Here is a 21,557-nt window from a genome sequence, read left to right as displayed (position 1 = left end):
TGGGGTATCGAACGGGAGGGACGTGGATGATGCAACAGGATGAGATTGCCAGATATCGTCAGGCGGCGGCGTTTTTGCCGGTGCGGCTGAGAAGACTGGCTGAGATGCTGCCGGAGGCGGATCAAGCCGTGGCGGAGGAGTTCCGCCTTCGGACAGGGCGTCCCATAACGGTGCTGCTGCCGGGAGGAGAGACTTGTCTCTGGCAGTCTGAGCCTGCGGTGGAACCGGAGGAATTGGAGACACTGTGCGATTTGGGAACGGAGTTTTCCCGCTATGCTGCGGCCGAGACGCTGCGGGAGGGATTTTTACCCGTAAAGGGCGGCTTTCGCATTGGATTTTGTGGGTCCGCCGTTATGAAGGGCGGCGTCTGTACGAATTTGACGGACTTGTCCTCCGCCGACCTGCGGATTGCCCGGGAAAAACGGGGAATCGCGGTGGATCTGGCGGAGAGGTTGCTTTCCAAAGGTGAGTTTGACAGCACGCTGCTGCTGTCTCCGCCGGGTGGCGGAAAGACCACTCTGCTGAGAGATTTGATTCGCTGCGTCTCCCAGAAGGGATTTCGTGTGGGACTGGCAGACGAGCGGGGAGAGGTGGCGGTGTGTTACCGTGGAAAGCCTCAAATGGATGTGGGGCCATGCACCGATGTACTGGACGGCTGTCCCAAAGCCGTGGCAATTCCCATGCTGCTGCGCACCATGAATCCCCAGATCGTGGCGGCTGATGAAATCACGGCGGAGGAGGACATCCGGGCCATGACCATGGCAGCGGGCTGCGGTGTGAAACTGCTGGCCACTATTCACGCCGCCAACGTTGCTGAGCTGCGGAAAAAGCCGCTGTATGCCCAGCTTTTGGAGACAAAGGTTTTCAACCGGGCGGTGTGCATCCGTCGGACGGACGCGGGCCGGGCGTACGGATTGGAGGAGCTGCAGTGAAAGCGCTGGGAAGCCTTTTAATTCTGGCAGGCTTTGGAGCGGCGTGGGCTGGGGAGCTGAGTCGCTGGCGGTGTGAAACGGAAACGCTCGTTCAACTGATTGCCGTGCTGGAGGCGTTGTCCGACCGCATCCGCCTGACCCGAATGCCGCTGCCCCGGCTGCTGCGGGAGCTGAGTCGGGGCAGGTCCAATCCGGTTGGCCCGTGGCTGACGGAGGTAGCGGAGGCGCTGGAACGGGGAGAACTCCTCCGCTCCGCGTGGGATGCGGCCTGCCGCCGTCTCCCAGTGGAAGACGGCGTCAAAAGAACGGTTGGAGATTTGGGGTACAAGCTGTCCGGAGACGAGACGGAAATCTGTAAAGGTATTGACCTTGTAACAAACTGGCTCAGAGAGAATTTAAAGGAACGACGCCGGGAAAAACGGAATTGGACAAGGCAGGCCACGGCGGTATGCTTCTCCGGCGCGGCGCTTCTGATTATTCTCCTGCTGTGAAGGACATACGAAAGGAATAGATACCATGGATGTTGATTTGATCTTTCGGATCGCTGCCATTGGAATTTTGGTGGCGGTATTGAACCAGCTGCTGGTGCGCTCCGGCCGGGAGGAGCAGGCCATGATGACGACGTTGGCGGGGTTGGTGGTAGTGCTGATGATGATGGTGCGGCAAATCAGCGACCTATTCCAGCTCATTAAGACATTGTTTGGTTTCTAATGGAACAGGTCATGCAGATCACGCTTGCTTGCGTGGTGGCGGCGCTGCTGGCGGTAGTGGTGCGGAAGGGTGCGCCGGAGGCGGCGCTGCTGCTGGGGCTGGCCGCCGCCGTGGCGGCGCTGCTGGCTCTGACGGGAAGCCTGCGGGAGCTGATGAATTTTTTCACGGAGCTGACCGCCCGGGCCGGGGTTGCCAACGAGATTTTTCTGCCGTTGTATAAGACTGTGGGCATAGCGCTGGTGGTGAAGATCGGGACAGGACTTTGCAAGGATGCCGGAGCGGCAGCGCTGGCTTCCGCCGTGGAGATTGCGGGAGCAGTGTGTGCGCTGCTGGCGGCGCTGCCGCTGCTGGAAAAGGCGCTGGATGTTCTGCTGGAGTTGATGGGATGAAAAACTGGCTGCTTGCACTGGTGTTGGCGCTGATCCTGATTGCGCCGATTTCCGCCGCGGAGGTGTCGGACGAGCTGTGGGATGCTCTGCCGAAAGGGACGGAAGACATTTTAAAAAATACGGACCTAAATGCAACAGACCCGCTGGGCGGCGGCGTCTCCCAGATTTTGCAAAGTTTGATGGGACAGGCCAAATCCGTTCTGTGCCAGCGGTTGCGGGGCGCGGTCAGCATCCTGCTGGTGGTGCTGCTGTGCGGCGCGGTAGACGGGTTTTCCCAGACCGCAGGGGGAGCCGGCCCAAAACTGGTGCCGGCGGCGGGAGCACTGTCGGTGACACTGCTGGCGGCGGGAAGTCTGGAGAGCCTGATCGGCATGGGCGGCAGTGTGATCGAGAGTCTGAACGATTTTTCACGGGTGCTGCTGCCGGTGCTGGCGGCGGCAACGGCGGTCAGCGGCTCCGTCACCACCGCCACGGTGCAGCAGGTGATCGCGGTGTTGTTCACCGGATTATTGCTCAAGCTGATCGAAGGACTGCTTATGCCGCTGGTCTACCTTTACATCGGGACGCTGACCGCCGCCGCGTGTCTTTCCGGCGGGCGGCTGGGAAATCTGGCGGAGGCGCTGCGCAAGTGCATCACTTGGGTGCTGTGCGGATCGCTGACCGCCTTCACGCTGTATCTTTCTGTATCCCACATCATCACCGGCGCGGCAGACGCCATGGCGGTCAAAATGGCAAAGGCCGCTGTGGCGGGTGTGGTTCCCGTGGTGGGCGGTATCATCGCGGAGGCGGCGGACACCGTGCTGGCCGGAGCGGGAATTCTGAAAAACACCATCGGCGTTTTCGGCACGCTGGCGGTTCTGGCCGCCTGCGCGTGGCCGTTTTTACATTTGGGAATTCAATATCTTCTGTACAAGCTGGTGGGCTTTTTGACGGGTGTGGTTGGCTCGCCGGAGCTGTGCAAACTGATCGACGGCCTTGGCAGCGCCTTTGGGTTGGTGCTGGGGATGACGGGGGCCAGCGCCCTTTTGCTGCTGATCTCCATCCTCTCGTCCGTTTCGGCGGTGACGTGAAAGGAGAGACGCGTAAATGATCGAGGCGGTGCGAAGCTGGCTTACCGCCGTTGCGGCGGCGGCCTTTCTGGTGTCCCTGTCTCAAAGTCTGATCCCAGAGGGCACGGTGCGCAAGATTGCAAGTTTTACCGGAGGGCTGATTCTCTTACTGGTCATGGTCAAGCCCCTGCTGGGCGCGGATTTTGAACGGCTGGACCTCCGCTATGAGGACTATGCCGCGGATATCCAGAAGCGGCAGGTAGAATTGCAGTCCGAGAGCGACCAAACGCTTGGAGAACTCATAGCGGAGAAAACGGAAGCATATATTTTGGACAAAGCGGCGGTTCTGGGGGTGACGTGTACCGTCCGTGTTCTGGTGGAGCCGGGAGAGGACGGGACGCCCGTCCCGGTGAGCGCAGAGCTGACGGGGCAGAAATCAGAGGCGCTGGCGGACTACATGGAACAGGAACTGGGAATTCCCAAGGAGAGGCAGGTTTATCATGAAACTGGCTGAGACGTTAAAAAAACACTGGAATCGCTGGAAATACGCGGTTTTGGTGGTGGCTGCGGGTGTGGCGTTGCTCCTGCTGCCCTCCGGAGTGGGGACGAGCCACGATGCCGCCGCAGTTCCGAAGGAGAATGTTCAGGACACGGTCCAGGAGACGGAGACGAGGATGGAGACGATTTTGACGAAAATCGACGGTGTTGGGGAACTGCACCTGATGCTCACGGCCGACACAGGGACTTCGCGTCGTCTGGCTGAAAATACGGAGCTAAGTTACAGCGGAGATACCGCTGCCCCAAACGATTATCAACGCAAAAGCGAAACGGTACTCTCCGGCGGCAGCGGGACGGAGGAGCCGGTGGTAACAGAAACTCGCTGCCCCACATGGCGGGGAGCGCTGGTCGTGTGTCAGGGCGGAGGCGATGCGCAGGTGCGTTTGGCGGTGACGTCGGCGGTGGCCGCGTTGACAGGCCTGGGCGCAGATCGGATCACGGTGGTAAAATGTCAGTGATATTTTGGAGGAGGAAGCAGGAAATGAGAGGAAATTGGAAACGTTATACAGTGGTTGTGACCATGCTGGTACTGGTGTGTGCGGCGGCAGCGCTGAATTGGCAGGCAACGCAAAATGCCGCGCCCGCAGGTGGTGATGCGGCGTCTTCAGCGTCTCAGGCGGGTGGAAAAATATTGGGCGAGGCCGCTCTTGTCTCCGGAGAAGAGGGCGACGTCGGCGCAGCCGGTTCCGCCGCGCCGATGGACGAGACGGGGGTCTATACCGGTTCGGATTACTTTGCATCTGCCCGTCTGACCCGCCAGCAGGCAAGAGATACCGCCGTGGCGCTGCTTCAGCAGGCTGCCGATGAGGACGGCGCGGCCCAGAGCGCGCTGGATAACGCAGCGCAGGGAATCCAAGCCATGGCCCAGTATACCATGGCGGAGGCGCAGATCGAAAATCTGGTTGCCGCCAAAGGCTATGCCGACTGCGTGGCTTTCATGGGCGAGGACAGCCTCAGCGTGGTGGTGTCCACCGCCAACGGTGAACTCAGCAGCGAGGATGTGGCGAAAATTACCGACATTGCCATAACCGAGACGGGTTATCCCGTCGGGAATATCAAGATCATGGCGGCAAATTAAATGTTGTAATTTTCAGCGAACCATGGTAAACTAATAGGCACGAAAGAAGGAGTCCGCCAAGGGCCGGACGACAAGAAGGAGCGTGGATGCCATGGGCGAGAGCCGGGAATACATGACTCTGCCGGAGGAAAACGGCAGTATCAATATCGCTGAGGAAGTCATTGCCGCCATCGCGGTGGGCGCGGTGCGGGACGTGGACGGTGTGTCCGGAATGATGAGCGGCATGGGCGGCAGCGTGACCGACCTGATGAACAAGAAAAATGCCCAGAAGGGGACTCGCGGCGTGAAGATCGACATGACCGGCGCGGCCCTGACGTTGGACGTATACCTGACAGTAGCATACGGTCACCCCATTCCTGAGGTGGCGGAAAACGCACAGAAGGCTGTTGCCTCGTCGGTGGAGGCTATGACCGGCTGCCCCGTGGGTACGGTGAACATTCATGTGGACGGCGTGACGCTGGCCTGAGAAAGATAGAGGACGAAACGGTATATGGTACGGAACGTTGCACGAGAGATTGCCATTCACCTTGCCTATGAACTGAGCTTTACGGATCAGACGGTGAAGGAATTGCTGGACCAGAGGCTGACGACGGAGAGTTTCGCGTCTCTGGCAGGCGAGGATGCGATTTACACCGAGACTCCTAACGAGAAGCAGGCAGCTTATATCCGCCGGCTTGTCACCGGCGTGGAAGAACACGCCGCCGAACTGGACGGTTATATTTCCAAATACGCGGTGGGCTGGGACTTTGCCCGGATTCCGCTGGTGGCCTCCGCTATCATGCGGGTGTGCATGTATGAGATTCTGTACATGCCGGATATTCCCACCGGCGCGGCCATTAACGAGGCCGTGGAGATTGCCAAGAAGTATGAAACGCCGGAGACGGTGAAATTTATGAACGGGATTCTGGGCAGCTTTGCCCGTCAAGAATGCCCGCAGGAATGAACTCAGGACGGGGCGGGCTACTTGCCCGCCCTGTTTTTCTACGTTGATACAGGAAAGGACGGCACGGGTCATGGACCAACCGATCTATCAAGTTTCGCAGGTAAATGAATATGTCAAGGCTCTGCTGGACGGGGAGTCGCTTTTACAGGACCTGTTGGTTCGGGGAGAGCTTTCCAACTACAAGGTCTATCCCTCCGGGCACCACTATTTCACCCTGAAGGACCGGGAGGGTGCACTGCGGTGCGTCATGTTCCGGTCGCAGGTGCAGCGGCTGCGGTTTAAACCCGAAAACGGCATGAAGGTTATCGCCCGGGGCCGCGTCTCCGTCTTCCCCCGGGACGGGGCCTATCAGCTCTATTGCTCCGGACTGTCGCCAGACGGTGTGGGTGATCTTGCGGTAGCGTTTGAGCAGTTGAAAGTGAAGCTCTTTGAAGAGGGGTTGTTCGACGAGAACCACAAAAAACCCCTGCCCCGCTACCCTCGGACGATTGCAATTGTCACCTCCTCTGCCGGAGCCGCGGTTCACGACATGATCCGTATCCTTCGCAGGCGGTATCCCGCCGCTAAGGTGGCGCTGCTTCCCGTGCGGGTTCAGGGGGCGGAGGCTCCCGCGGAGATTGCGGGAGCTATCCGGTATGCAAACCGGTATCGGGTGGGAGACTTGATTATCACGGGCCGGGGCGGCGGGTCCATGGAAGACCTCTGGGCCTTCAACGACGAGCGGGTGGCCCGCGCCATCTACGAATCCGATCTGCCGGTGATTTCCGCCGTGGGCCACGAACCGGATGTGACCATTGCGGATTTTGTAGCGGATGCACGGGCGTCCACTCCCTCCAATGCGGCGGAGATCGCCGTGCCGGATCAGATGGAACTGCTGCGATGGCTGCGGGGTGCGGGCGAACGCATCGCGCAGGCAGAGGAAAGCAAGCTGCGCCTGTGCCGCCGCCAGCTGGAAACCATCGCGGACAAGCGGGTGATGAAGGACCAGTTGGCCTATGTGCAGGATCGACGGATGCTGCTGACCCATTTGCATCAGCGGCTGGGGGATCTCTCCAGTCGGAGTATGGGCGCGAAACGGCAGACGTATTTGGCCCTTGCCGCGTCGCTGGATGCCATGAGCCCCCTGAAGGTTCTCAGCCGGGGTTATGCTGTGGCTCGGAACGATGGGGGCATTATCAAAAGCTATCGGGACGCCCCCACCGGGAGCCGCATAGAGGTGGCTCTGGGGGAGGGGACGCTGGATTGCACTGTTGAGAAAGGAAGACCGTGATGGCTGGAAAGAAAAAAGAAACCCAGACGTTTGAACAGCAGATTCAGCGTTTGGAAGAGATTGTGGCCCAGATGGAAAAAGGAGACGCGGAGTTGGCGGATTCTCTGGCGCTGTTTCAGGAGGGCACCGCGCTGATCGCGTCCTGCGGCAAGCTGCTGGACGAGGCGGAGCAAACCGTAGTGCAGCTGATGAAGGGCGCGGACGGCGCGCCGGTAGAGCTGCCTTTTGACACGGAGGAGGAGTCCGATGGATAAGGCGGTGTTTGACGCACGGTATAGCGAGTACCGTGAGGCGGTGGAATCGTTTTTAGACGGGCTGTTCACAGACAAACCCCACTGGACCGATCTCTATGACGCCATGCGATACAGCCTTCTGGCTGGGGGAAAACGCATCCGACCGGTGCTCACGCTGGAATTCGCCCGCCTTTCCGGAATGGATTGGCATAAGGCCCTGCCGGTGGCCTGCGCGCTGGAACTGGTCCACACCTATTCGCTCATTCACGACGACCTGCCCTGCATGGACAACGACGATCTGCGCCGGGGAAAACCTACAAACCACAAGGTTTATGGCGAGACGTTGGCAGTGCTGGCGGGAGACGCGCTCCAGCCGGAGGCGTTCCGCCTGATTTTGACTGCGCCCGATCTCGACGCGTCCCGGCGGGCTGACTGTGCATTGATTCTGGCGAAAGCTGCCGGGGCAGACGGTATGGTGGCTGGACAGGTGCTGGACACCCTTCACGAGCCTCGCACCCACAAGGAACTGCTGGAGGTCCACCGGCTGAAGACCGGAGCCATGATTCGAGGCGCTGCACTTTTGGGCTGTGCCGCCGCGGGAGCGGGAGAGGATCTGCGCACCGCCGCGGCCGACTATGCGCAGCAAGTGGGCGTTGCCTTCCAGATTCGGGACGACATGCTGGATGTTGTGGGCGATGAGTCTGCGTTTGGAAAGCCCATTGGCTCCGACAGGGCAGACGGGAAGACAACCTATGTGGATGTGCTGGGGCTGGAGGGATGCGACCATGCCGTTCGGATGTGCACTGCCGCGGCAAAGGCGGCTCTGGCGCGGGCGCGGGAGCATGAATTTTTGGACTTTTTGGCGGATTCACTGGCAGAGCGAAAGAGTTGAGCAAAAAAATATTCTGATCTGATCAATTGAAAATTAACACTTTGTATATACAATAATTGTTGTATAATTATTGAGATCGTGTTATACTGAAGAATACTAAGCAGCGGCGCAGTATCCTAGTCAGGACTGCCGTTTCTCAGGGAGGGCCTAAAAATCCTCTAAAGGGCATATCGATGAAACCCGTGGTGCTTGCTTGAAACGCCCAGTTTTGGGTGGGTGCTGGGGGGAAGCGTGATTTCGCGCTTGCGGACTCAGGGCGATGAGCAATGGCATGGTCAACCCGACCCTGTTTCCGTGGAGACCTGTTCTTGTGCGTGGACGTAATCCCATGGGGTATCCGGCCTGCGTACGAAACAGATTAGGAACCTGCAATGCGGTACATCGGGCGTTTTCGCCCGTAATGCTGTGTGCAGATGTAGCCTGCCTTGCGTGGGCGCGGTGAATGGAGGATCAACGCGGACTCCGCTCTGGCCAGAGTGGAACCGCCATCGCCTCCTGAAACCCCGTCTGCAAAAGAGGCTAAAGAGACGGACAGACTGAGGTGGAAATCACCTAGGCTGTCGCAAGGGCAGAAAAGGGATTACAGTGCGGACTAAGTGGCAGTCGGGTCGCGCGGACGGCAACGCCGCGACGCAGCGCCGAACGGGGAACCGCCTCTATCGGCAACGAGAGGTGCGCTGCTGGGAAATCCAACCCGAACCTAAGCCGTAAGATTAACCTTTTTTGCCGCCGCTGACTTAGTAAAAAAATTTTTGAAACCGCCGATATGTGGCGGAATTTTTGCCGCGCCCGAGGAGGCCACGGTTTGAGTAAGGAAAAAGGAAAAAAGAAAAACGACGGGGACGCACCGCAATACCGCTGGATTCTGCGGATATTTTTGATCGCCGTGGCGCTGTCCGCCGCGCTGAGTCTCGCTTCTGAAAGCGCGCTCACCGGGGCGGGGATCGCGGCGGCACTGTTGGTTTTGGCCGGGTTTATCTGCCTTGGTATTCTGTTTGACATCATCGGCGTTGCCGTTACCGCCGCAGACGAGCGGCCCTTTCACTCCATGGCGGCCCATAAGGAGCCGGGTGCGTCAGAGGCAATCAGCCTTTTGCGCAATGCCAGCCATGTCAGCAGCTTTTGCAACGACGTGGTGGGTGATATCTGCGGTATTGTCTCCGGAACCACTGCTGCCGTTATTGTGGTTCAGCTTCAGCAAATGCTGACTGTACACACGGTTCTTTTGAGCGTGGGAGTCACGGCGCTGATCTCCGGCCTGACCATTGGCGGAAAGGCGCTGGGCAAGACGCTTGCCATCAACAAAAGTACCCGCGTGGTTTTCCTCGCGGGCCGATTTTTACACATATTTCACCGCTTTTCCAAGTAAAGCGGGTGAGGGAGAAACTCCATGATTCTTGAGAAAATAAATTCTCCGGCGGACGTGAAAGCACTGAGCCGCCGGGATTTGGATACGCTCTGCGGGGAACTGCGGAGCTTTTTGATCGACAGCGTTTCAAAAACCGGCGGACACTTAGCCTCCAATCTGGGAGTAGTAGAACTGACGGTGGCCATCCACCGCGTGTTTGACACTGCGGACGACCGGCTGGTGTTCGACGTGGGACACCAGTGCTATGTTCACAAAGCGCTTACCGGGCGGCGGGAACTGTTTGGCACCCTGCGGCAGTTCGGCGGTCTTTCCGGGTTTCCGAAGCCCTATGAGAGTGAGCACGACTCGTTTATCGCGGGCCATGCCTCCAACTCTGTCTCTGTGGCGCTGGGAATGGCTCGGGCAAGAACGCTGGAGAAAAAGGATTACAGTGTACTGGCCCTGATCGGGGACGGGGCGCTGACCGGCGGACTCGCCTATGAGGGGCTGAACAACGCCGGAGCCTCCAAGGAGCCGCTGATCGTGATTTTGAATGACAACGGCATGTCCATCAACCCCAACGTGGGGGCGGTGAGCCGCCATCTGGGGAAGATTCGCAGCAAGCCCGCCTACTACCATTTCAAAAAGTGGTATCGTGGACTGTTTGGCGCTACGCCGATGCAAAATAAACTGTATCGCTTCAATCATCGGCTGAAATCCTCGCTGAAAAAGGCACTGTGGCCGGGAAGTACCCTGTTTGAAGACATGGGATTTACGTATCTCGGCCCGATTGACGGGCACGATTTGGACAGGCTGTGCAACATGCTGCAATGGGCGAAGGAGCTGCGCTGCCCGGTGGTGGTTCACGTTCACACCATGAAGGGCAAGGGATATGCTCCCGCAGAACGGGACCCGGGAAAGTTCCACGGCGTTGGGCCGTTTGATGTGGAGACTGGACTTTTGAAATCCTCCGGGGAGGAGAGCTTCTCCTCCGTCTTTGGAAAAACGCTGAGTACCTGTGCCGCAGAAGACCCCCGTGTGTGTGCCATTACCGCAGCCATGGCAGATGGAACAGGTCTTGGACCGTTCCAAAAGGAGTTTCCAAAACGTTTTTTTGACGTTGCCATCGCAGAGGGTCACGGCGCGGCTATGGCCGCCGGACTTTCCGCTCAGGGCATGATCCCAGTGTTCGCGGTGTACTCCTCCTTTTTGCAGCGGAGTTATGACATGCTGATCCACGACGTGGCGCTTCAGCAGCTCCATGTGGTGCTGGCAGTCGACCGGGCGGGCCTTGTGGGCAACGACGGCGAAACGCACCACGGCTCGTTTGACGCACTCTTTCTGCCCACCATTCCTGGAATGACGGTGTATTGTCCCGCCAGCTTTGCAGAGCTGCGGCGGATGCTGCGGGAAGCGGTCTTTCAGTGCAGCGGCCCGGTAGCCGTCCGGTATCCTCGGGGTGGCGAAGGCCATTACAAAAACGATAGTGGCCCGGATGTTGCCGTGCGGCTGCGGACGGGGGAGGATGTAACCATCCTGACCTATGGCGTACTGGTAAATCAGGCGTTGGACGCGGCAGAGGCGCTGGAAAAGCAAGGCGTGCGCGCAGGTGTTGTTAAGCTGAACCGCATTGCGCCCCTCTGCTATGAGGATCTGGCTCCGGTGCTGTCCGGCTGCCGGTGTATGGCGGCGGTGGAGGACTGCTGCGGCGCTGGATGCGTTGGGCAGCGGGTAGGCGGTATTTTGGCCGCCCGGGGCGACGCGCCGAAACGGATCATTTTTAAAAATCTGGGCGGTAACTTTATTCCTGCGGGATCTGTGACGGAACTGGAACACAGTCTGGGATTGGACGCCGAAGGAATTGTCAAAACCATTTTGGAGGGAATCCAGTGAGGAGACCGCGCTTTTTTGTGTAAAAGAGCGCAGGGAGGATAACCATGAGTGATAAGAAACGGCTGGACGTGCTGTTGGTGGAGCGCGGATTACAGGAGAGCAGACAAAAGGCGCAGGCCACCATCATGAGCGGTTTGGTGTTTGTAAAAGGCCAGCGGGCGGACAAGCCCGGGACCGCTTATCCTGCCGACGCGGAAATCGAGGTGCGGGGAAATGCACTGGCCTATGTGAGCCGGGGTGGACTAAAGCTGGAAAAGGCCATGGAGACCTTTCCCATCGACCTGCAAGGAACAATCTGCGGCGATATTGGCGCGTCCACCGGCGGATTTACCGACTGTATGCTTCAAAACGGTGCGGTAAAGGTTTACGCCGTGGATGTGGGGTACGGACAGCTGGCTTGGAAGCTGCGGTCAGATGAACGGGTAATGTGTCTGGAGCGAACCAACGCCCGGTATCTTACCCATGAGCAGGTGCCGGATGAGCTGGATTTTGCCAGCGTGGATGTGAGCTTTATCTCTTTGAAGCTGATTCTGCCGGCCCTGCGGGGACTTTTGAAGCCAACCGGCCATGTAGTTTGCCTTGTGAAGCCGCAGTTTGAGGCGGGGAGGGAAAAGGTCGGAAAAAAAGGCGTGGTCCGGGATCCTGCGGTTCATCGGGAAGTGCTGGAGCACTTTTTAGATCATGCAAAGGAATCAGACTTTACAGTTCTTGGCCTGACGTATTCTCCCATTCGCGGCCCTGAAGGAAACATCGAATATCTTGGCTTTTTGCAGTGCGGTGCGTCAGAAGGAGATGCGACGTTTGACCTGCAAACTCTGGTAGACGAGTCTCATGCGGTTTTACCGGAGCGAGGAGGTGTGGAAGCATGAAAGATGGAAAAAAGATCATTCTTTGTCCCAATCCCAGCCGGGACCGGGACATGAGTGCCACAAAAGCCGCCCAATCCATTTTGCGCAAAAGCGGTTTTCGGACGGTGGTGTGCTCCCCATTCCGCGATCAACGGGAGGGGACTTTCGGCGATCTGGATGTGCGCCCGCTGACACAGGAACTGCGCTCTGCGGATCTGATGATTACCTTTGGCGGCGACGGCACGATTTTGCATCTGGCAAAACTGGCGGCGCTGAACAAGGTTCCGGTTCTGGGTGTTAACACCGGCAGTCTCGGTTTTATCGCTGAGTTAGAGCTTGGGGAGCTGGAGATGCTGCGGCGGTTGGAAACTTGGGACTTTGACATGGAGAACCGGATGATGCTGGACGTGTCCGTTCTGAGGGACGGTCGATCCGTCTATACGAATCTGGGGCTGAACGACGCGGTTATCCGCGAAGGCCCCATCTCACATGTAATTCACCTGCGCATCGAGTCCGACGGCCATCATCTGGCCGACATTGCAGGCGACGGCGTTATTATCGCAACTCCCACCGGGTCCACGGCGTACTCGCTCTCTGCCGGAGGCCCCGTGGTGGAGCCGGACGCGGAGGCCATGGTGGTCTGCCCAATCTGTACGCATAATATGCGTTTTTCGTCGTATGTTCTTTCGCCGAGACATACGCTGTCCATTCGCATGGAGCGAAACGGACGCAAACCGGTGTATCTGTTCGTGGACGAGAGCCGGGGCTTCTCCCTTCACGCCGAGGATGAGGTGCAGGTTCGTCGGTCCAAATATTGCTTGAAACTAGTGCGGTTGACAGAAAAAAGTTTTTGCGAAATTTTTGCGAAAAAAATGCTGCCGGGAGGACAGGAAGATGAAAAATGAACGGCAAATGCTGATCTTGGAGATCATTGGACAGGAGAATATCGAGACGCAGGAACAGCTGTTGACCCGCTTGCAGGAACGGGGGGTTTCCAGCACACAGGCCACCATTTCCCGGGACATCAAGCAGATGCACCTGATCAAGGAGCCGGTGGGACATGGCGTGTATAAATATTCTGTCTCTGGAAACCGGACGCGGCTGAACTTCGCGGAGAAGCTGCGGACGATCTTCCGGGAGAGCATCACCAGCATCGACAGCGCGCAGAACATCGTGGTGGTAAAAACGATGCCGGGACTTGCCAGCGCCGCTTGCGCTGCGCTGGACGATATGGACCTGAGCTATATGATGGGAAGCCTTGCAGGAGACGACACGGCGTTTTTGGTGATGAAGGACACCCCTTCTGCCGATACCTTCTGCGAGGAAATTCAGGAAATGATTAATATGTAAAGGGGATTCGCTTTGCAGAGATAAGCGGGCGCTTTGGCGGACGTAATGCCTGAGAGACGCTGCTTTCCAATTAACGACAAAAAGAGAAAAGGGGATCGGGGTCATGCTGGAACTGCTGCACATTGAGAATATTGCGGTGATCGAGCAGGCGGATATTCAGTTCCGTCCGGGCTTCAACGCCCTGACCGGCGAAACTGGCGCGGGCAAGTCCATCGTAATCGATGCTATGGGCGCGGTGCTGGGGGGTAGGACCTCTCGGGATTTGATCCGCACCGGCAGCAAAAAAGCGGTGGTCAGCGCGGAGTTTTCCGGTGTGTCCAGTGATCTTCCGGGCCTTGCGGAATGCGGTGCAGAGCCGGATGAGGACGGGCTTTTGATGATCCAGCGCGAGATCGACGGAGACGGAAAGAATTTCTGCCGCATCAACGGTCGGCCTGTCACGGTGTCCCAGCTGAGGGCACTGGGGGCAAACCTTCTGAACATCCACGGTCAACACGACGGTCAGCAGCTTTTGGACGAGGAACAGCACGGCGCATATCTGGACCGTTTTGGTCGGCTGGAAAGCGCCCTGAACGAGTACCGGGGCGTTTATGATGCCATGGCGGAACTGCGCCGGAGCATGGACGCTCTGCGGATGGACGAGGCGGAAAAAGCCCGGAAGGTGGACAGCCTCCATTTTCAGATTGACGAGTTGGAGCGAGCTGAGTTGCGTTCCGGCGAGGACGAGGAGTTGCAGGAGCGACGGGATCTTTTGCGGAATGGGGAAAAGTACCTGTCGGCGGTCAGCGGGGCGGATCATTGCCTCAACGGGGATGACGAGACTGGTGGAGCCGTGGCCCTGCTTCAGGAGGCGGAAAACGCCTTGACCCATGTGAAAGGACACAACGGGCGGCTGGAAGAGATTTGGAATCGGCTGGAACAGCTGCGCTGTGAAGCGTATGACCTTGCGGAGACAGTGCGGGATCTTGTGGGGGAGTTTGACTTCTCACCGGAGGAGCTGGATCAGGTGGAAAGCCGGTCCGACCAGCTGTACCGCCTCAAGAAAAAGTACGGCGCCACGGTTGAGGAGATGCTGGAGTATCTGAATCGCAGCCGCCGGGAGCTGGACGAGATCGAGACAGCCGACGATACGCTGGTCCGGTTAGAGGGCCAACTGGTCAAGGCGCAAAAAGCGGTGAGCGCCGCAGGCGCAGCGCTGACAAAGGCCCGGAAAGCTGCTGCCTCAGAGTTGGAGCAGCGGATTCTGAAGGAGCTGAAGGATCTGGATATGAATCGGGTCCGTTTTTCCATCGAATTTATGCCCAAGGAACCGGTGCCGGACGGATGCGACGCCATTCGGTTTCTGATGTCTGCAAACGCCGGCGAGGATTTGAAGCCCATTGCCCGAATTGCCTCTGGCGGCGAACTTGCCCGCATTATGCTGGCGCTGAAAAATGTGCTGGCGGAACAGGAGCGGGTGGGAACGCTGGTCTTCGACGAAGTGGATACCGGCGTCAGCGGTCGGGCGGCGCAAAAAGTGGCGGAGAAGCTGGCTCAGGTTTCACGGCATAAGCAGGTGTTGTGCGTGACCCATCTGCCTCAGTTGGCCGCTATGGCGGACTCCCACTTTTCCGTGGAAAAGGGAGAACGCGAGGGAAGAACCTTCACAGAGGTTGTCCAGCTGGACCGTCAGCGGCGCATGGCGGAGCTGGCCCGTCTTACCGGCGGCAGCAAGGTGACGGACGCGCTGCTGCAAAGCGCGGGAGAACTTTTGGACGAGGCGGAGGCCTACCGCAAAAAGCTGTAAAAAGAGGCCTGAAAGTGCGGCGCCAATTTGCTGGAAACGACGGGAGCGCTGCGGCAGAGGTCGATGCCGTTTTACCGGAGAGGCCATGGGAAACTATGAAAAATCCTATAAAACAGCAGCCGTATCCATTTATGAAAATGGGTGCGGCTGCGTTGCCTTTTATAAGAAAACCTTCTGTTGAATGCAAATTGGTGAAAAAGCGCGAAAATTTAAATTAGTAGGATAAGTTGAGCACGGTTCCGTCAAAATAGACAATTACACGGAAAAAATCGGGATGGCATGTGGGCATCTTATCTTGCTTTCCGAAGAACAGGATGCTAGAATACCGTTAAAGAATCAGCTGGATATCCATTAAAAATCAAATAGGAAAAGGGGAAGAGCTATGAATCGTACGTTGATTTGTCAAATTCTCAACCACGAGATGATGCTGGCCACCGGGTGTACGGAGCCGGCGGCGATTGCCTTGACTGCTGCTGTCGCGCGGGGGCATTTGACGGGGGAGCCTACCCATGTCAAAATCCTTGCCAGCGTCAACATCATCAAGAATGCAATGGCTGCCGGCATACCGGGGACGGACTGCACCGGAATGAATTACGCCGCAGCGCTGGGCGCTGTCTGCGGCCGGGTAGACCGTCAGTTACAGGTGGTGGACGACGCCACGGCAGAGGATGTGGCGAAGGCCGTGGAGCTGGTGCGCAGCGGCAATGTGGAGATGGGGCGAACGCCGGAGCCGGACAAGCTCTACGTGGAGGTGGAGCTGACCAACGGGTCGCATCAATCCCGTGCCGTCATTCGGGGTGCCCATACCAACGTCACCTTTGTGGAGAAGGATCACCAAGAGGTTGAAACAGTGGCGCAGGAGGCGGCCGCAGACCCGATTACGCCGCAGCTCATTAAGGAGACGCTGAGCATACAGACAATTTATGATTTTGTGGAGACACTGGATCCCAAGACAGATGATCTCCATATGATCGAACAGGCCATCAAGGTCAATAGTGAGATTGCAAAAGTGGGTGCGGAGGGCAACTTTGGCCTGAACATTGGCCGGCACATCCGAAAAAGTCAGGAATCTGGACTGATGGGCAGGGGAGCGATGCTGGAGGCGGTGGCTGTCACCTCCAGCGCCGCGGACGCCCGCATGGCGGGAGCCAACGTACCGGTAGTCACAAACTCCGGATCGGGCAATCAGGGAATCACCGCTACCATGCCGGTGGTGTCCGCCGCGCAGTCGCTGGGAATTGACGAGGAACGGACATTCCGGGCCGTGACACTCAGTCATCTGATGGCGATTCATATCCATGCGGATTTTGGACTGCTCTCCGGCCTGTGCGGTGCCACCATCGCCGCAACCGGCGCGGCCTGCGGGCTGGTCTATCTGCAGGGCGGCGGTGTGAAGCAGATCGGCTACGCCGTCAACAATATGCTGGGCGATGTGACAGGGATGCTGTGCGACGGGGCAAAGGCGGACTGTGCGCTGAAAATCTCAACCTGCGTGTTCACAGCGTTCCACTGCGCCGCCATGGCGCTGCGGGACGAGACGGTGAAACCCACCGATGGCATCGTGGAGTCTGACCCGGAGGTCACCATCGCCAACTTTGTCAAGCTGGGTAATGACGGATCTCCCAAAATGGACGATCTGGTGCTGGATATGCTGCTGCAAAAGGGAATGTAAAGGGAATGTAAGCGGTATCTCCAAAACGTGGCGAAACTCTTTTTCGACAATTTCGGCAGGGGGCTTAAAAGCCCCCTGCTTGTTCTTCCCATTTTCTCGCGTGGATTTTCCTTGTATTGAAAGGGAAAAACTGTTATAATGTTATGACTAATGTTATTTTAAGAATGCTATTTTGCATGAGGAGACTGCTTTGCTGCATTACATTCAAGCCCTGCTTCAACAGATGGACCTCTCCTCCGCGCTGGACGCGGCGCTGCGGGTGGTGTCTGTCATGCTTTGCCTGACCATCCACGAGACTTGTCACGGTCTGGCTGCCCTGTCTTTGGGGGACTCCACGGCAAAATCTATGCACCGGCTGTCCCTGAACCCTTTGCGGCACATTGATTGGCTGGGCCTTTTGATGATGTTCACTATGGGATTTGGCTGGGCAAAGCCTGTGCCGGTGGACCCGCGGTACTTCAAAAACCCCAAAAAGGGAATGGCGTTGACGGCGCTGGCGGGGCCGGTTTCCAATTTCATGCTGGCATTTTCCCTGATTCTGCTCAGCAAGGGAATTTACCTTTATGCTGATTACACCCTGGTGTGGGATGTGATTTTCAACTTTCTGCTCTCCACGGCTATCCTCTCCATCGGGCTGGGACTTTTCAATCTGCTGCCCATACCGCCGCTGGACGGGTCTAAGGTGCTGGGTGCGTTGCTGCCCGACCGGGCTTATTTTACGCTGATGCGCTATGAGCGGTACGGAATGCTGCTGTTGCTGCTGCTTTCCTTTGCCAACGTGGGTGGGGGACTTATCAGCCGCGCCATCGCCGCGGTATACACCGCGATGATTAACCTGCTTTATTGAGGTGAACGCTTTTTGGAAAGTCCTGTATTTAAACTGGAAAAAGTGGTCCGCGCCAAATCCCAGACAGAGATGCAGGACTTTGAAGGGCCGCTGGACCTGATCTTGTTTTTGCTCGGCAAGAACAAGATGGAGATTCAGGATATCTCCATCGCCATGATTTGCGACCAGTATCTCCAATGGCTGGAGGTACGGAAAAAGATGGATTTAGAGGTTGCCAGCGAATTTATTTCCATGGCGTCCCATCTCATCTATCTCAAGACCCGGATGCTTTTGTCCATTGAAGACGAGGAGGCCAAGGGCGAAATGGACGCTCTGATCCAGTCTTTGGAAGAGCGCCGCCGCAACGAAAATTACGGCGTGGTAAAAGCTGGAGCCAAGCGCTTGGAGCCTATGGGCGAGTTTGGACGCAACATCGTCACCCGCCACAGCGAGTCGGTGGAGCGAGGAAAAATCTATGAGTACGATCAGAATTCTGAAGATCTCATCTCTGCCATGATGGAGATTCGGGACCGGGCAGAGCGGGCGCTGCCTCCGCCCAGAACCGCCTTTGCCAACATTGTGCAGCATGAGCCCTATCCCGTTGAGAACAAGGCGAAGGAGATTGTCCGGCAGCTGAAAGAGGGAGGGATTACCCGGTTTTTGCTGCTGTTTAAAGGCAACCGGACCCGCAGCGAGGTGGTGGCCACGTTTTTGGCTGTGTTGGAACTGTGCCGTGCCCGTATCATTCATCTGGCGGGGTCTGAGACGGACTGCACTGTGAAGCAGGAGCAGGAGCTTCCGGAAAATTTGACACTGTAAGGAAACAACATGGAAAGTATCGACATGAAGGAGATCGAGTCCGCTATGGAGGGCATTCTCTTTGCCTCCGGCGAACCCATTCACATCGACCGCATCTGCATCGCTCTGGACATGGACCGTTCGGTGGCGGAGCGGGTGCTGCAAAATCTGATGGATCATTATGCCTATGACCGCCGGGGAGTCCGGCTGCTCCATGTGGAAGATACGTGGCAGATGTGCTCATCGCCGGACTATGCGGATGTGATCCGTAGGGCATTTGAGATTCGAAAGCCCGCCAAGCTCAGTCAGCCCGCGCTGGAGGTACTGACCATCATCGCGTATTACCAGCCGGTTACCCGAGCCTATGTGGATCAAATCCGGGGTGTTGACAGTTCCTATACCGTGGGACTGCTGCTGGATCGAAAGCTGATCGAGGAATGCGGGCGGCTGCAGGTTCCGGGCCGGCCCCGGCAGTACCGGACCACGAAAAACTTCCTTCGTTCGTTCCACCTCCACTCGCTGGACGATTTGCCGGAGCTGCCGGATTTCGGCGGCACGGGGCAGATGCGTTTGGGCGACAACGGGGAGATTGTGGACTCCGACAGCGAGAAGCGCGAGAGCGCAGAATCCGGCGAAGCGGAGGACGAGAAATAATTTCTGCGCACAGGGAAAACTACGGAAGGAGGAAGGCGCTGTGCTCTGGCTGAAGATACTGGCGGGCATTGTGGTTCTATTTATTTTGTTCTGTCTGACGCGGCTGGGTGTTCGCGTGACGTTTGGCGACGTGGTTTCGGCGGACGTGACCTTTGGATTTCTGCGTTTTCGGGTAGCGCCTTCCAAATCGCGGAAACCGGTAAGGGAGAAGCCGAAAAAGGAACCCGAGAAAAAAGAACCGAAGGACCTGACCAAAATACTGAAAAAATTTCCGCGACCTACAAAAGAAGATCTAAAGGCCGCGTACCAAATGCTGATGCCTGCCTCAAAAAAAGCGCTGCGCCGGTTTGGCCGCGGTATCCGCGTGCATCCGCTGTCCTTATCGCTGACCTTGCGCGGACGGAATGACCCCGCGAAGGCCGCGGAGCGATACGGCGATATCTGCGCCGTGATGTGGACGGTGATGCCCCCTCTGGAGGAGCTGATTGATATCCCGAAGCCATCCCTCCATGTGGGCGTGGACTATGATGCGGCGGCCCTCCGCATCCGGGGCGAGGTTGGCGTGTCCCTGCGAATCGGAACGATGCTGGCTATGGGCTTTGGCCTTATGATTCCCGGAATCCGCTGGATTCTGCAATTCCAAAAAGGACATAAAAAGGATAAACCGCAGCCGGACGAACAGACTGAGACGCCAAAAGCTGCCGCGTAGAAAGGAAATTGATATGGACAACAATGTTGAAAAAAAGCATCCGCTGAATGACCTGATGCGTTCCACCATGGAGAAAATCCATGAGATGGTGGACACCAATACCATCGTGGGCCAGCCCATTACCACGCCGGACGGCGTGACTCTCATCCCCATCTCCAAGGTCAGCTTCGGTTTTGGCAGCGGCGGTGGAGACTACGGGACAACGCAGCCCCAAAACTTTGGCGGTGGCAGCGGCGCAGGCGTGAAAATCGACCCAGTGGCATTTTTGGTGATTAAGGAAGGGACGACGCGGGTTCTTCCGGTATCCGTGCCGCCGGTTTCCACCGTGGACCGTGTGGTTGAAATGGTCCCGGATATTCTGGATAAAGTGGAAAAATATTTCGACAAAAAGCAGGAAAAAGAGGAGTTCTAACAGGGGTATACTAAGATCACCTGAGTAGAAAGGTGATCGTAGATGCAAACTCACTTCAAAAGATTCCTGACGCTGTTTTGCGCCATATTGACACTGTATAGCATTTTTCCTTGCCAAGTGTCTGCTGTCAGCACTTCCGCTACATCTGCGGTGCTGATTGATGTGGATTCCGGGCGGGTGCTGTATGCCCAGAACGAAAATGCAAAAATGCTGATTGCCAGCACCACGAAAATCATGACCGCGCTGGTTGCGCTGGAAAACGGCAACCTGAACGGCATGGTAAAGGTCTCGGCGGAGGCCGCCAATACAGAGGGGTCTTCCATGTATCTGAAGGCTGGGGAGAAACTGTCGCTGGAGACGCTGCTATACGGCTTGATGCTCTGCTCCGGAAATGACGCGGCCGTGGCCGTGGCACAGGGCGTGGCAGGGAACACAGACAAATTTGTGAAGCTGATGAACCAAAAGGCGAAGGAACTGGGCATGACCCACACCTCCTTTGCAAACCCCAACGGGCTGGACGATGAAAAGCACTACTCCACCGCCATGGACATGGCGGTGCTGGCTTGTGCAGCCATGAACAACGAGACGTTTGCCCGTATTGTATCTACCCGCACTGTGAACGTGAATGGGCGGACGCTGACAAATCACAACAAACTCCTGTCCTATGTGGATGGCTGCATCGGCCTGAAGACCGGGTATACAAAGGCTGCGGGCCGCACGCTTGTCTCCTGCGCCCGGCGCAACGGACAGCGGCTGGTGGCGGTGACCTTGCAGGACGGCAATGACTGGGCGGATCACGCTGCACTGTATGACTACGGCTTTGCCGCCTATCCCGCCCGGCGGGCCATGACCATAGGTGAGACGGTGGGGACGCTGGCGGTGATCGGCGGACTGACGACCTCGGTGCCGCTGGTGGCAGCGGACAGCTTTTCTTGGCCGCTGGCTCAAGGGGAAAAACTGGACATCCGTTTTGACCTGCCGGAGAGTTTACAGGCCCCGGTATCGGCGGGAACCTCTGCCGGACAAGCTGTTTTCAGTTTGGCAGGCAAGGAGGTGGGACGGGTCGAATTGCTGTGCGGCAGTGATGTGCTGCTGGCGATTCAAACACCGCCCAGTCTGCTGCGCCGTCTGCGGTCACTGCTGGGAAACGGCTGAACACGCGTGGAGAGATAAAAGCCGCGCCTCAAGGGCGCGGCTTTTATTGTT

Annotated in this window: 26 protein-coding genes; all 26 read left to right on the top strand. The window is 57.5% G+C overall.

Annotated features, from left to right (window positions below; translation table 11 throughout):
* Positions 1 to 26: 26 nt before the first annotated feature.
* The 26 genes from ON16_RS09635 (at position 27) to ON16_RS09510 (ending at position 21,506) form a co-directional block, all read left to right on the top strand.
* Complete coding sequence (locus ON16_RS09635) at positions 27 to 932, top strand: AAA ATPase domain-containing protein (RefSeq protein ID WP_040661529.1); 906 nt, start codon at positions 27 to 29, stop codon at positions 930 to 932.
* On the top strand, positions 929 to 1,423 hold the full coding sequence (locus tag ON16_RS09630; protein WP_040661527.1) for a stage III sporulation protein AB: 495 nt from the start codon (positions 929 to 931) through the stop codon (positions 1,421 to 1,423). Before ON16_RS09635 ends, ON16_RS09630 begins: the two co-directional genes overlap by 4 nt.
* 25 nt (positions 1,424 to 1,448) lie before the next feature.
* A complete protein-coding gene (gene spoIIIAC, locus ON16_RS09625; protein ID WP_014118232.1) occupies positions 1,449 to 1,643 on the top strand; it encodes a stage III sporulation protein AC in 195 nt (64 codons plus the stop codon).
* Between the two features lie 11 nt (positions 1,644 to 1,654).
* Positions 1,655 to 2,032: a SpoIIIAC/SpoIIIAD family protein gene (locus tag ON16_RS09620; protein WP_243441808.1), complete on the top strand. Its 378-nt coding sequence runs from the start codon at positions 1,655 to 1,657 to the stop codon at positions 2,030 to 2,032.
* Positions 2,029 to 3,102 carry a stage III sporulation protein AE gene (locus ON16_RS09615; protein WP_040661519.1) on the top strand — a complete coding sequence of 358 codons (1,074 nt, stop codon included), beginning with the start codon at positions 2,029 to 2,031 and terminating at the stop codon, positions 3,100 to 3,102. Before ON16_RS09620 ends, ON16_RS09615 begins: the two co-directional genes overlap by 4 nt.
* A gap of 16 nt (positions 3,103 to 3,118) precedes the next feature.
* Positions 3,119 to 3,595: a stage III sporulation protein AF gene (locus ON16_RS09610; protein ID WP_040661517.1), complete on the top strand. Its 477-nt coding sequence runs from the start codon at positions 3,119 to 3,121 to the stop codon at positions 3,593 to 3,595.
* The gene (locus ON16_RS09605) at positions 3,582 to 4,097 is read left to right on the top strand and encodes a SpoIIIAG-related protein (protein ID WP_040661514.1); all 516 of its coding nucleotides are present in this window, start codon (positions 3,582 to 3,584) and stop codon (positions 4,095 to 4,097) included. Before ON16_RS09610 ends, ON16_RS09605 begins: the two co-directional genes overlap by 14 nt.
* A 23-nt stretch (positions 4,098 to 4,120) precedes the next feature.
* Positions 4,121 to 4,717 carry a SpoIIIAH-like family protein gene (locus tag ON16_RS09600; RefSeq protein ID WP_040661511.1) on the top strand — a complete coding sequence of 199 codons (597 nt, stop codon included), beginning with the start codon at positions 4,121 to 4,123 and terminating at the stop codon, positions 4,715 to 4,717.
* Positions 4,718 to 4,808: 91 nt separating this feature from the next.
* Positions 4,809 to 5,183 carry an Asp23/Gls24 family envelope stress response protein gene (locus tag ON16_RS09595; protein ID WP_040661508.1) on the top strand — a complete coding sequence of 125 codons (375 nt, stop codon included), beginning with the start codon at positions 4,809 to 4,811 and terminating at the stop codon, positions 5,181 to 5,183.
* Positions 5,184 to 5,207: 24 nt separating this feature from the next.
* Positions 5,208 to 5,660 carry a transcription antitermination factor NusB gene (gene nusB, locus ON16_RS09590; RefSeq protein WP_040661506.1) on the top strand — a complete coding sequence of 151 codons (453 nt, stop codon included), beginning with the start codon at positions 5,208 to 5,210 and terminating at the stop codon, positions 5,658 to 5,660.
* Positions 5,661 to 5,730: 70 nt separating this feature from the next.
* Entirely contained in the window at positions 5,731 to 6,930 is a 1,200-nt protein-coding gene (gene xseA / locus ON16_RS09585; RefSeq protein ID WP_040661503.1) for an exodeoxyribonuclease VII large subunit, read from the top strand.
* Positions 6,930 to 7,184 (top strand): exodeoxyribonuclease VII small subunit, encoded by a 255-nt coding sequence (gene xseB, locus ON16_RS09580; RefSeq protein WP_040661501.1) that lies wholly within the window; start codon positions 6,930 to 6,932, stop codon positions 7,182 to 7,184. The genes xseA and xseB overlap by 1 nt, the downstream gene beginning before the upstream one ends.
* Positions 7,177 to 8,055, top strand: a complete 879-nt coding sequence (locus ON16_RS09575; protein WP_051131662.1) for a polyprenyl synthetase family protein — start codon at positions 7,177 to 7,179, stop codon at positions 8,053 to 8,055. The genes xseB and ON16_RS09575 overlap by 8 nt, the downstream gene beginning before the upstream one ends.
* Before the next feature lie 805 nt (positions 8,056 to 8,860).
* A complete protein-coding gene (locus ON16_RS09570; RefSeq protein WP_040661498.1) occupies positions 8,861 to 9,424 on the top strand; it encodes a membrane protein in 564 nt (187 codons plus the stop codon).
* 21 nt (positions 9,425 to 9,445) lie between these two features.
* Entirely contained in the window at positions 9,446 to 11,296 is a 1,851-nt protein-coding gene (gene dxs / locus ON16_RS09565; RefSeq protein WP_040661495.1) for a 1-deoxy-D-xylulose-5-phosphate synthase, read from the top strand.
* A 44-nt stretch (positions 11,297 to 11,340) separates the two neighbouring features.
* Positions 11,341 to 12,165, top strand: a complete 825-nt coding sequence (locus ON16_RS09560) for a TlyA family RNA methyltransferase (RefSeq protein WP_040661492.1) — start codon at positions 11,341 to 11,343, stop codon at positions 12,163 to 12,165.
* Positions 12,162 to 13,049: an NAD(+)/NADH kinase gene (locus ON16_RS09555; RefSeq protein WP_040661489.1), complete on the top strand. Its 888-nt coding sequence runs from the start codon at positions 12,162 to 12,164 to the stop codon at positions 13,047 to 13,049. The genes ON16_RS09560 and ON16_RS09555 overlap by 4 nt, the downstream gene beginning before the upstream one ends.
* Positions 13,039 to 13,494, top strand: coding sequence for an arginine repressor (locus ON16_RS09550; RefSeq protein ID WP_040661487.1), 456 nt, complete (start codon positions 13,039 to 13,041; stop codon positions 13,492 to 13,494). The genes ON16_RS09555 and ON16_RS09550 overlap by 11 nt, the downstream gene beginning before the upstream one ends.
* A gap of 103 nt (positions 13,495 to 13,597) precedes the next feature.
* Positions 13,598 to 15,280: a DNA repair protein RecN gene (recN, locus tag ON16_RS09545; protein WP_040661485.1), complete on the top strand. Its 1,683-nt coding sequence runs from the start codon at positions 13,598 to 13,600 to the stop codon at positions 15,278 to 15,280.
* Positions 15,281 to 15,662: 382 nt separating this feature from the next.
* Positions 15,663 to 16,952 carry an L-cysteine desulfidase family protein gene (locus tag ON16_RS09540; RefSeq protein WP_040661483.1) on the top strand — a complete coding sequence of 430 codons (1,290 nt, stop codon included), beginning with the start codon at positions 15,663 to 15,665 and terminating at the stop codon, positions 16,950 to 16,952.
* A 190-nt stretch (positions 16,953 to 17,142) separates the two neighbouring features.
* Positions 17,143 to 17,799: a site-2 protease family protein gene (locus ON16_RS09535; protein ID WP_040661481.1), complete on the top strand. Its 657-nt coding sequence runs from the start codon at positions 17,143 to 17,145 to the stop codon at positions 17,797 to 17,799.
* Positions 17,800 to 17,811: 12 nt separating this feature from the next.
* Positions 17,812 to 18,597 carry a segregation and condensation protein A gene (locus ON16_RS09530; protein WP_040661479.1) on the top strand — a complete coding sequence of 262 codons (786 nt, stop codon included), beginning with the start codon at positions 17,812 to 17,814 and terminating at the stop codon, positions 18,595 to 18,597.
* Positions 18,598 to 18,606: 9 nt separating this feature from the next.
* Positions 18,607 to 19,230: an SMC-Scp complex subunit ScpB gene (gene scpB / locus ON16_RS09525; RefSeq protein ID WP_243441807.1), complete on the top strand. Its 624-nt coding sequence runs from the start codon at positions 18,607 to 18,609 to the stop codon at positions 19,228 to 19,230.
* A gap of 40 nt (positions 19,231 to 19,270) precedes the next feature.
* Positions 19,271 to 19,939, top strand: coding sequence for a hypothetical protein (locus ON16_RS09520; protein WP_040661476.1), 669 nt, complete (start codon positions 19,271 to 19,273; stop codon positions 19,937 to 19,939).
* A gap of 13 nt (positions 19,940 to 19,952) precedes the next feature.
* Positions 19,953 to 20,351 (top strand): GerW family sporulation protein, encoded by a 399-nt coding sequence (ytfJ, locus tag ON16_RS09515; protein ID WP_040661473.1) that lies wholly within the window; start codon positions 19,953 to 19,955, stop codon positions 20,349 to 20,351.
* Positions 20,352 to 20,468: 117 nt separating this feature from the next.
* Positions 20,469 to 21,506 carry a D-alanyl-D-alanine carboxypeptidase family protein gene (locus ON16_RS09510; RefSeq protein ID WP_243441806.1) on the top strand — a complete coding sequence of 346 codons (1,038 nt, stop codon included), beginning with the start codon at positions 20,469 to 20,471 and terminating at the stop codon, positions 21,504 to 21,506.
* Positions 21,507 to 21,557: the final 51 nt, after the last annotated feature.

The organism is Oscillibacter ruminantium GH1 (genome assembly GCF_000307265.1).
GTDB lineage: Bacteria > Bacillota > Clostridia > Oscillospirales > Oscillospiraceae > Oscillibacter > Oscillibacter ruminantium.
Note: the sequence above shows the minus strand (reverse complement) of the source record. Positions and strands in the feature narration are given on the sequence as shown.